Genomic DNA, 10,244 nt, shown 5'->3' on the forward strand with positions numbered 1-10,244 from the left:
CGAGGAGCCGTTTCCCATGGACAATCCCTTGGACAATCCCTCTCTTTCGACCCGGTCCGACCTGCCCGAACTGGGAATTCTGACCGGCGCGGACGTACTGCGCGGGCTGGAGGGACGGCGGGAGGAGTGCGTGGACGTCGTGCGCCGTGCGTATCTGTGCCACGCCGCCGGCCGCAGCGCCAATCCCGAGAGCTCATTCCTGCGATTTCCCGATCGTCCCGATGCGCGCATCATCTCTCTCCCGGCCTACCTGGGCGGCGAGTTCGAGGTCGCCGGAATCAAATGGGTCGCGAGTTTCCCGGCCAATCCCAGCCGCGGTATCCCGCGCGCGTCGGCGATTCTGCTCCTCAATGACACCGAGACCGGCTATCCCTTCGCCGCGATGGAGGCGTCGATCGTCTCGGCCAGCCGGACCGCCGCGTCCGCGGTGCTCGCTGCCGAAGCGCTGGCCGGAGAGCGTCGCGCCGCCCGTATCGGCGTCGTGGGGACCGGCCTCATCGCGGGTCACGTCTGGCGATTCCTCCGCGACTTGAGATGGGAGACCGGCGGCTTCACCGTCTTCGACCTGCACCGCGAGCACGCCGAGCGGTTCGCCGGCTCCCTGGCGGCGGACGGGGCCGGGCAGATCACCGTGGCGGAGACGGCCGCGGAGGTCCTGCGCGCGTCGGACCTGGTCGTCATCACCACGGTGGCGGGCGAACCGCACATCGCCGACCCCGAGCTGCTCGCCCACGGCCCCGTCGTGCTGCACCTGTCGCTGCGGGACCTGGACCCGGCGATGATCCTCGCCGCCCAGAACTTCACCGATGACATCGCCCACGCCGTACGGGAACGGACCTCCCTGCACCTGACCGAACAGCGCGTGGGCCACCGGCAGTTCATCGACGGCACGCTCGCGGATCTGCTGAACGGCACTGTCGCGCGTACGCCGGGGCGGGCCGCGGTGTTCTCGCCGTTCGGCCTCGGAGTGCTCGACCTGGCGGTCGGGAAGTGGGTGTGGGAGGGCGCGATGGCCGTGGGGGCGGGCCGGACGCTGCCGGACTTCTATGGGGACGCGGTGCGGTAGGGCATCGCCTGAGCATCGGTCCTACTGCGCCTGATCCGCTTGATGGGCGGGCGTCGTCAGGCGGTGCGCAGCCGGCCCTTCCGGGCGTCGGTGCGATCGTCGGCGGACGCGGTACGCGACCGGGTCCGATGCCAGTCCACCCCCTCGGCCAGCAGAATCCTCCGGACTTGGGAGCGTCCGACTTCGATCCCCAGGCGCCTGGCCTCGGCTACGAGGGCGTCGAGCGTCCACTCAGGAGGGTCGGCGCTTTCAGTGGGAGCGCCGTGGGCCTGCTCTCCGAGGCGGCCCGAATCCGAATCCGAATCCGAAGTCGAGCCCGAAGTCGAGCCCGAACCCGGCGGCGCGTAGTCGACCAGGCCGACGATCCGCGAACGCTCGGTCTCGGTGATCCGACGCTTGCGCCCCTGCCCGCCCCGGTCCTCCAGCCCCTCCAGTCCCGAGCGATTGAAGCGGTGCAGCCACCGCCGCACGGTCTTCTCGCTGCACCCCGTCTCGACGGCGATCGCCGGGACCCGCCGTCCCTGCCAGCTCAACTCGATGATCCGGGCGCGCGTCACTGTGTCGCGCGGCGCTTTCCGCGCCCGCGCCAGCCGGCGCACCATGGTTTCCTCGTCCGCATCACGGCTGGGTCGTGCTCGTAACGCCATCGGCAATTCCTGTCCCCGAATTCATCGGCGGAGATATGAATGCTTATCTGATGCTGGCGCTTTTGGTGACGGGGGGACTGCGGAGACTTCCGGAGACCGCGGTCCCATATTAGAAACAATTCGGTTGTTTCACCAGATGTGTTGTCCGCGCCTATCCGAAGCGTCAATGGCCTTCACGCCGTTGCGAGGGCGGGGGTCTGTCCACCTTAAGCACCGCGGGCGGCGGCGGACGCGGGGTGAGCACGGGTGGGCAACTGGATCGACAGATTCGGCCCGGTTGTCGAGCGCCGACCCTATGAGGGACGGGCCGATGGCGGTCAGGCGGTCGGGTTCGCGGCGGCGGCGCCTCGTACCGTGGGCAGCCAGGCGCGGTAGAGGCGCAGCGCCCGCCGCTGCTGAAGCTGCTCGACGGCCAGGGCGTACGCGGGGTGGGTGCCCGGTGTGGGACGGCTGCCGCGGGCGATGCGGCGCATCTGGTGGCGGACCTGCGCCATGCCGGCGGCGGAGGCGAGCGCCTTGTCGGACCAGTTCACCGGCCGCATCCGCCGGTCGGCCTCGCGGCCGTCGCGCCAGCGGGCGGGCAGGTCCGGGGTGACGGCGAGGGCGGTGCCCATCCCGACGAGCGCCACGCCGCTGTCGAGGACCTTCTCGGCCGTCTCGCGCCGGGTGATGCCGCCGGTGAGCATCAGCGGCAGCGGACTGGTCCTGACCAGATCCTCGGCCAGGTCGAGGAAGTACGCCTCGCGCGCCTGAGTGCGCGCGTCGGCGGGGCGGCCGGACATCGCCGGGCTCTCGTAGCTGCCGCCGGACAGCTCGACCAGGTCGACGCCGAGCGGTTCGAGCATCGCGATCACCTGACGGGCGTCGTCGGCGTCGAACCCGCCGCGCTGGAAGTCGGCGGAGTTGAGTTTCACGGCGACCGCGAAGGACGGCGAGACGGCGGCGCGTACGGCGCGTACGACGTCCAGCAGCATCCGGGCCCGGTTCTCGATCGAGCCGCCCCACGCGTCGGTGCGCTGATTGACCAGCGGGGACAGGAACTGCGACAGCAGATAGCCGTGCGCGGCGTGGATCTCCACGCCGTCGAACCCCGCCTCCTCGGCCCGCGCGGCCGTGACCGCGAACCGGGCCACGGTGGCCTCGATCTGCTCGGCGGTCATGGCGACGGGCCGCCCGAAGCGGCTGCTGAGCCGCCCGAGGTCGACGCCCACGGCGGACGGGCCCCACACCACGCCGGGCATGTCGGCCTGTATCTGGCGGCCGGGGTGGTTGATCTGCATCCATACGGACCCGCCGCCGGACTTCGCGGCCTTCGCCCACTGGGCGAACGGCTCCAGGGGCGCGGCGTCGTCGAGCACGACGCCGGCGGGGCCGGTCAGCGCCTCGGCGTGCACCATCACGTTCCCGGTGATCAGCAGTCCGGTGCCGCCGGCGGCCCAGCGCCGGTACAGCGTCAGCAACTGCCGGCCGGGCATCTGGCCGTCGCAGGCCATGTTCTCCTCCATGGCGGCCTTCGCGATCCGGTTGCCCAGGACCGCGCCGGAGCGCAGGGGCAGCGGTGAGAACAACTCGCTGGTCATGTGGGTTGTCATGTGGGGTTCCCTCTCCCGTCTCGCTTCTTTCTGTATCGCGGCTGGATCGCCTACGATGTATGCACTGCTCACATTAGGATGTGATGTGAGCGTTGTAAACATGAGAGGGTGTGACCTATGCCGCAAGCGAGTACGTACCACCATGGCGATCTGCGCGCCGCCTGCCTGCGCGCCGCGCGCGAACTTCTGGAAGAGGACGGCAGTGCCGGGCTCTCCCTACGGGCGGTGGCGCGGCGGGCCGGCGTGTCGGCGACGGCCCCCTACCGCCACTACGCGGACCGCGACGCGCTCGTCTCCGCCGTCGCCGCCGAGGGCTACCGCGAACTCGCCGCCCACCTGGCCGCGGCCCACCCCGCGCCCACGACCCCCGACGACCTCGCGGCGGTCGCCGTCGCCTACGTGCGCTTCGCGCTCGACCACCCGGCGCTGTTCCGCGTGATGTTCGCGGAACCCTGCGACCCGGACAACGAGGAACGCGCCGCAGCGACCGCCGCCATATCCGCGTACGTCCGCGACATCGTCCGCCACGCCTTCCCCGGCGCCGACCCGGATGCCCTCTCCACCCCGGTATGGGCCCTCGTCCACGGCCTCGCGTTCCTCCACCTCGACGGCAAACTCGACACCTCAACCCCCGAGGCGGTCGCCGCCCAAGTCCGCGACAGCGTGCACGCGTTGTTCGCCGCGTCGTCGACGCTGTCCCGGGCTGTCGCCGCACCGTCGGAGCGGGAGGGAGCGCGGAAGTGAGGCGTGGAGCTCCTTCGTGCGGCCGGAGGTGCTCAGGGGCGACTGGATCCGGTCGGCAGCACGCCTTTTCGACCTCGGACGACGGCCGTTGATGTGCGGCGGGCGCGCCCGGGGCCGTCGCAAGACGTTGGGAGATTGTGCTGCGTGGGCGTCAGCCAGGCGCGTCGGTTGACGGGGCGGACCGCGTCACGCCCGGAGTTGCGCGAGAGCTGTCGGCGGGGAGCTGCCGGTCGTCCACAGTGAACTTATCCGGCCGCGGGAGTGTCGACTCGGACCTCTGCTGGTAGACGAGTCGCCCGTCGTGCTCTCTGGCCCTCCAGTACTCCCCGCGTGTGCGGCCCCCGTTCATGGCCGCGAGGACCGCGCGCTGCTCGCGGGTGAGTGTGCTCGATCCGTACTTCACGTCGGCCAGGACGATCGTCAGATCCTCCGGTTTCCGGATGCCTTGCCGCACCTCGAAGAGGCCGTCGAATACGAGGAAGTCGATGTTTCCGCCGACATGGACGATGTCCTTGGGGTGGTAGCCGTGCTCTGCCGCGTACGGGAACGCGTTCTCCGCGACGTGACCGTCGAATGTGCTGCGTGAGCTGCGGGCCGCGCTCTTTCCCCGTTCGACCAGCGCCTTCTGGTGCTTCTCCACGGTTGCCCGGAGCTCGTCGAGGGCCTCGTCGGCGCGCTGCTGCGCTGCCATGGCGTCGTTGCGGGCTGAACGTACGAGCAGCACCGCCGCGACCATGATCGCCACCAGGACGACTGTCATGAAGGCAAGTGCCATCGCCATTTCCCCCTGCGCTTTTGTCGCGACGGCTATTTCGGTCGGCCGTGCATCACCTGTTCTGCCGTTGGTGCCTGCTGCTGCCTGAGATGCTATTCCTGTATCGACTGCCCGTCAGGCGAATGGATCCGATCGGACGATGATCGTGGAGTTCGGCTGAGTCGGTGCCTGCGCGCGGGAGCAGGCGGCTTGTGCCGCGGTTTCGTCTTTCCGCGGTGGGGGCGCCGTCGCCAGACTTCTCGCCATGCGGAGAGCAGTGGATGACGCGCCGGATCCCGAACTGGCCCTGGACGAACTGGTAGCGCGTCAGCCGTTTCCCGTACACGGGCTGTATCAGCCGGCGACGGGACCGGCGATGCTCGGCGAAGCGCACCGGGTCAATGGGCAGTGGGCGGAGATCACCCTGGCGTACGGGCGGCCGGACATCAGCTCCGGGCCCTTGGTTCTGCTGACCACCTTCGCTCCCGGACGCGGTGACGCTGCCGACGACCCGCAGACGGCCTTGAGGGGCGTACTGGAACGCGAACGGGTCCGCCGGAACCCGCCCCCACGGGCTCTGGAGCCGACCTCCTTCTCCACTCTGCGTGTCCTCTGGGGCGACGCGGAGTTCTCGGCGCCGTTCGCGCGTCGCGATCACCTCTGGGCCCTTCAGACCGTCCTGGCCGGGCAGCGCGTGGTCGCAGTGGGACGCGGATGCGCACCGCAGTCGCTGCGCCTGGCGCGGATAGATGACCTCAGCCCGTTCCTCAACGGGCGCAAGGCGGCGCTGCGACGCCTGCGCACCCGCTGACGACGGCGATCACCCGCCGACGACCAGACCGGCGCGCTTGAGCGTGCGGGTCACGGGGGTGCCTTCGACCTGGGTGAGGCCGGGGAGGGCGACGTCCGGCCCCGGCGGATGCGCGTGGAGGCCCGTACTCCTCAAGGCTTCAGGGAGTACGGGCATCCACATCGCCTACCAGCGGCGAACATCAACCGGCGGCCGGCGGAAGCGTTCAGGAATCGACGCCCTCGGCTTCCTCAGCCTCCTCGTTGTCTTCGTTGTCTTCGTGGTCGAAGTGGACGACGCCGTCCTCGTCCAGGAAGGGATGCATCTTCTCGGGACCGTGGGTGTCGATGTCCGACGGGCGCGGCCCTTCGGGTCCGTCGGGGCCCCAGCGCACCAGGCGGCGGGCCCGGCAGATCCGCCGTACGGTGCCCTGGAACTCGACCTGATTGGCGCGTTCGGCCCGGAGCCGGTCGGCGACCCGTACGTACTCGGCCAGTTCAGCGGCCGCGGGATCGGTGCCCGCCGCGGCCACCGAACGGGCGTCGACGGTCTTGGCGTCCGCGTTCCAGGCGATGAGGCCCCGCTGGCGGGGTTCGAGCCAGACGAGGGCGAAGTCCATCGTCTTGCGGACGTCGTGCGCGGTGGCGTGCAGACCGCTGCCGATCTCCCAGCCGGGGCCGCCGTCCCCCTCCACGACCCGGAACACGGCGGGCATCAGCAACACGTCGGGATGGGTGTGCACGGCCCGCTCGGAGTCGGCGCGTACGTTCTCGGGGTACCGGGATCCGGAGTAGGCGAGGCCGCTGAGCGCCAGCCGTTCGGCGGCCTGGGTGGGCGTGATGGGCGCGTCCGGGTCCAGCACCAGGCCGTCGTCGACCCGCGCCTCGCGGGCGGCGCGGTCCCAGTTCGGGGCGGCGGGCTCGGGGTCGGTCGGCCGGGGCTGCTCGATGCCGTCCCGGCCCATGCCGGTGTACTCCTCGGCACGTACGATCCGGTAGCGGGTTCCGAGCACGGTGAGGTCGTCGACGCGCTCGGTCTCCAGGCGGGCGACCGCCGCCAGCAGGGCGCGCCGTTCCGTACGGTCCTGGGCCTCGTCCTTCGCCCGGAACCACAGCTGCGAATGGAGACTGTCCCGCGCCTGCTGCGGGCAGCCGACTTCCACCGCGATCACCACCCGCCACCGCGACGACTCCCCGGCGTCCTGCGCGACCACCCCGAACAGCGGGCCCCGCACCAGCAGCGTCTCGATTCCCACCGCGGCGTCCAGCGCGTCGGCCTCCGCGACCGACTCCACCGGTTCCTCCGGAAACCGCACCACGATCCGTCGCATCCGCTCCGGCTTCACATCCCGTTGTTCCATGCCCACATCCTGCCGATCCCGGCAGGCGCCCATCGCGGGTTTCCGGATTTCCCACCGTCTTCAGTGACATCGGGCTGCGAGGGCAGGACCTGGGCCCGCACCAGCCCCCCTGTCTCCAGTAAGATCATCTGATGTGAACACCGGAACGGCGCTACGCCACACACAGATCGGCTATCCGGTGGAGGGCTGATCGCGCGACGGGTGCGCGGACGGCGCTCCCTCGGTTCGGCACGCGGGCCTCCCGACGCCCGTGCATCGCGAGTCAGTCATCCGCGAATTCGTGAATCAGCGAATTCACCAATTCGCGTGTTCGTGCCGAGCAGAATGAGGTCAGCCGCATGGCAATCGCGTTCAACCACACCATCATCGCCGCAAAGGACCGCCACGAGTCGGCCCAGTTCTTCCGCGATCTGCTGGAGATCGAGGAAGCGCCGCCCTGGGGGCCGTTCACCAACATCCAGCTCCCCGACGGCGTACTGCTCCAGTTCGCCGAGCCGCCGGTGGAGATCCAGATGCAGCATTACGCGTTCCTGGTCGACGACGGACTGTTCGATCGCGCGTACGGGCGGCTGTGCGATCGCGGCGTCGAGCACTGGGCCGATCCGCAGATGCGGCGCCCGGGTGAGATCAACGATGAGCACGGCGGCCGGGGAGTGTATTTCAAGGACCCCGCGGGCCACGCGATCGAACTGATTACGCGTCCGTATCTGTAATCGGGACCGTGCCGGGTCGGGGCGCCGTACAGGCGCGCCCCGACGCGGTCTTCACCCGTGCTCGGAAGATTCGCTCAGCGGACGGGTTCAGCGGACGGGTTTAGAGGAGGGGGTCAGAAGCGGTCAGGGAGCGGGGCGCCGGGGAATGTGTCGGGTTTCCGGTCCTTGCGCTGGTTCTGCCGTGCCTTTTCGTTCGACTCGGCCGTGGCCTTGCAGGTTACGTCCTTCGCCGGGAGCTTTCCGTTGGTCAGGTAGTCGGTGACCGTGCCGTCCGTGCAGGCGTCGCCGTTCGGGAAGACGCCGTGGCCCTCGCCGCCGAGGACGGTGACCATCTTCGAGCCCTTCAGATCGGCGTGCACGGCCTGTCCGCTGGGCAGCGGGGTCTGGGGGTCCCATTCGTTCTGGACGACGAGGGAGCCGACGTTGTTGTTCACCTTGGTCGCCGGTTCCGCGGAATCGCCCCAGAACGCGCAGGGCTTGATGCTGGACGCGAAGTCGCCGTACAGCGGGTAGCGGCCCTTGTCCTCGACGGCGTCGCGCCGGTAGCTCTCCGGATCACGGGACCACGCGGCCGAGTTGTCGCCGCACACCACGGACCAGAAACTCGCCATCGTGTTGTCGGACGGCACCTTGGCGGCCTCGGACCCGGCCCCGGCCCCCGCGGCGCCCGTCGCCCCCGCCCCGCCGGTACGGGCGAACGGCGCGAGCTTCTTCGTGGCGGCGGGCTTGCCGGCCGCGGCCTTCTTCAGCTCCACGATCCCTTCGGTGGCCTCCTTCGGGGTGAAGAGCGGCGCGCGTATGCCGCTGCGGATGTCATCGCCGGTGACCGGCTTCCCGTCCACCTCGATGGGCTTCTCCTCGGCCTGCGCGACCAGGTCCCAGAAAGTCCGCTCGACCTTCTTGGGGGTGTCGCCGAGGTCGTATTTCTTCGAGCGCTCGGCGGCCCACCCGGCCCACCGGTCGAACGCGGGCTCGGCCCCCTTCGCCCACCACTGCATCATTCCCCGCCAGGCTTGCGCCGGATCGACCGCGCTGTCCAGTACGAACCGGTCGGACCGGCCGGGGAAGAGCTGGGTGTAGACGGCGCCGAGGTAGGTGCCGTACGAATAGCCCAGGTACGAGATCTTCTTCTCGCCGAGGACGGCCCGCAGCAGATCCATGTCACGCGCGGTGTTGCGCGTGGTGATGTACGGGAGCTTGTCGCCCACCTTCTTCTTGCACTTCTTCGCGACGTCGCGCGCCCAGGAGACGTCCTTGTCGAACGTCTTCTCTTTGTACGGCCGCAGCCAGTTCTCGTCGTCCGATGTGAGACCGCAGGAGACCGGGCTGCTCTTTCCCACGCCGCGCGGGTCGAAGCCGATGAGGTCGTACTTCTGCTGGGCGGGCTTGGGAAGCCTTTCCTGCATCATCATCGGCATGTAGAGCCCCGGCCCCCCGGGGCCGCCGGGATTGGAGAACAGGACACCGTGCCGCTTGCCGGGCGCGGTGCTCTTGATCCGGGATATGGCCATGTCGATCCGCTTGCCGTCAGGGGCCCGGTAATCGAGCGGAACCTTGATCGTGTCGCACTCGAACTCCGCCGGGGAATCGGCCGAACACCGTTTCCACCGCGGTTTCTGCTGTACGTACCGGTCCAGCCCGCCGCCCTTGGCGGCGGCCGGGGAAACGGCCGCCGAGGCGTCGGCCGGAGCGGCGTCGGCCGTCGAAGTGGCGAGCACGGGAGCCAGCGTCGCCGTGACACTCACGGCCAGCAGGGGCGCGAGACGTCGTCTGCGCACGATATCGATCCTTCCGGTCGGATGATGTTCGAACAGGAAAGATCCTTCAGGAGCCGGGCACACGTGGGGATCCGCCGTCAGGTCGCAGACCCATCCACCTTGGGGATGACGCAAGGGCCCCGCGTGGTCCCCGAGTTGTAGGGGACGGGTTGCCCTCTGCGTGTCTCTACGAGCTCTACGTGCCTCTACCGGCTCTACGGGCTCTCTGCGCCTCTACGTCCCTCCGCGGGCCCGTGATCCGTCCGCCGAAGACCGGGCGTGACCGGGCCTGACCGGGCGGGCCGATAAAGGCCGTCGGGGGCCGCGAAAATCGCCGGCACGTCACAGAACACCGGTGCTCCGAAGGGGAGATGGTGCGCTCCGGCGTGCCCGATAAGACGACCCGACGGGGCCTGACGAGGCATCTACCGCAATTGAGGGAAACCCATGTTTTTATCTGCGCATCTGCGTTCCGGCCTGAAAAGGGCGACGGCACGATGGGGGTGGGCCCCGTTGGCGGTCGCGGTCGGGCTGACGCTGTCCGCGGCGCCGGCCGCGCACTCCGCCGTTCCCCGTGCCGCGGCTCCGAACTGCACCATCACCGGCACGCCGGGCGACGACAAGATCAACGGCACCTCCGGCGACGACGTCATCTGCGGCCTCGACGGCAACGACACGATCACCGCCAGGGAGGGCAACGACATCATCTATGCCGGTGCCGGCAACGACAACATCTCGGCCAGCCTCGGAAATGACACCGTCTACGGCGGTCCTGGAAACGACTTTCTCGGCGGCAGCATCGGAAACGACACCCTCTACGG

Annotated in this window: 11 protein-coding genes; 5 read left to right on the plus strand and 6 right to left on the minus strand. The window is 69.6% G+C overall.

What is annotated here, in order from left to right; genetic code table 11:
* Window positions 1–16: 16 nt before the first annotated feature.
* Window positions 17–1,066 (plus strand): 2,3-diaminopropionate biosynthesis protein SbnB, encoded by a 1,050-nt coding sequence (gene sbnB / locus ACFU99_RS03215; RefSeq protein ID WP_384384956.1) that lies wholly within the window; start codon window positions 17–19, stop codon window positions 1,064–1,066.
* A gap of 56 nt (window positions 1,067–1,122) precedes the next feature.
* On the opposite strand, the gene ACFU99_RS03220 is transcribed toward sbnB, so the two are convergent.
* Together ACFU99_RS03220 and ACFU99_RS03225 are read right to left on the minus strand one after the other, a co-directional pair.
* Window positions 1,123–1,713, minus strand: coding sequence for a helix-turn-helix domain-containing protein (locus tag ACFU99_RS03220; protein ID WP_384384958.1), 591 nt, complete (start codon window positions 1,711–1,713; stop codon window positions 1,123–1,125).
* Between the two features lie 317 nt (window positions 1,714–2,030).
* On the minus strand, window positions 2,031–3,293 hold the full coding sequence (locus tag ACFU99_RS03225) for an NADH:flavin oxidoreductase/NADH oxidase family protein (RefSeq protein ID WP_384384984.1): 1,263 nt from the start codon (window positions 3,291–3,293) through the stop codon (window positions 2,031–2,033).
* 129 nt (window positions 3,294–3,422) lie between these two features.
* Between ACFU99_RS03225 and ACFU99_RS03230 the strand changes: the two genes are divergently transcribed.
* Window positions 3,423–4,049, plus strand: a complete 627-nt coding sequence (locus ACFU99_RS03230; RefSeq protein ID WP_384384961.1) for a TetR/AcrR family transcriptional regulator — start codon at window positions 3,423–3,425, stop codon at window positions 4,047–4,049.
* Window positions 4,050–4,200: 151 nt separating this feature from the next.
* Here ACFU99_RS03230 and ACFU99_RS03235 read toward each other — a convergent pair whose 3' ends face one another.
* On the minus strand, window positions 4,201–4,824 hold the full coding sequence (locus ACFU99_RS03235; RefSeq protein WP_384384964.1) for a Holliday junction resolvase-like protein: 624 nt from the start codon (window positions 4,822–4,824) through the stop codon (window positions 4,201–4,203).
* Window positions 4,825–5,068: 244 nt separating this feature from the next.
* On the opposite strand from ACFU99_RS03235, the gene ACFU99_RS03240 reads away from it, so the two are divergent.
* Window positions 5,069–5,614, plus strand: coding sequence for a hypothetical protein (locus tag ACFU99_RS03240; RefSeq protein ID WP_384384967.1), 546 nt, complete (start codon window positions 5,069–5,071; stop codon window positions 5,612–5,614).
* A 9-nt stretch (window positions 5,615–5,623) separates the two neighbouring features.
* Here ACFU99_RS03240 and ACFU99_RS03245 read toward each other — a convergent pair whose 3' ends face one another.
* Both ACFU99_RS03245 and ACFU99_RS03250 read right to left on the minus strand, forming a co-directional pair.
* Window positions 5,624–5,770 carry a hypothetical protein gene (locus tag ACFU99_RS03245; RefSeq protein WP_384384970.1) on the minus strand — a complete coding sequence of 49 codons (147 nt, stop codon included), beginning with the start codon at window positions 5,768–5,770 and terminating at the stop codon, window positions 5,624–5,626.
* A 49-nt stretch (window positions 5,771–5,819) separates the two neighbouring features.
* Window positions 5,820–6,953 carry a DUF5954 family protein gene (locus ACFU99_RS03250; RefSeq protein ID WP_384384972.1) on the minus strand — a complete coding sequence of 378 codons (1,134 nt, stop codon included), beginning with the start codon at window positions 6,951–6,953 and terminating at the stop codon, window positions 5,820–5,822.
* 338 nt (window positions 6,954–7,291) lie between these two features.
* Here ACFU99_RS03250 and ACFU99_RS03255 point away from each other — a divergent pair, with 338 nt between their 5' ends.
* Window positions 7,292–7,666, plus strand: coding sequence for a VOC family protein (locus ACFU99_RS03255; protein WP_384384975.1), 375 nt, complete (start codon window positions 7,292–7,294; stop codon window positions 7,664–7,666).
* A gap of 113 nt (window positions 7,667–7,779) precedes the next feature.
* On the opposite strand, the gene ACFU99_RS03260 is transcribed toward ACFU99_RS03255, so the two are convergent.
* A complete protein-coding gene (locus ACFU99_RS03260; RefSeq protein ID WP_384384977.1) occupies window positions 7,780–9,444 on the minus strand; it encodes an alpha/beta hydrolase in 1,665 nt (554 codons plus the stop codon).
* A 492-nt stretch (window positions 9,445–9,936) separates the two neighbouring features.
* Here ACFU99_RS03260 and ACFU99_RS03265 point away from each other — a divergent pair.
* Window positions 9,937–10,244 (plus strand): calcium-binding protein (locus tag ACFU99_RS03265; protein WP_384384981.1); only part of this gene is annotated, 308 nt, incomplete at its 3' end.

The organism is Streptomyces sp. NPDC057654 (assembly GCF_042800135.1).
GTDB lineage: Bacteria > Actinomycetota > Actinomycetes > Streptomycetales > Streptomycetaceae > Streptomyces.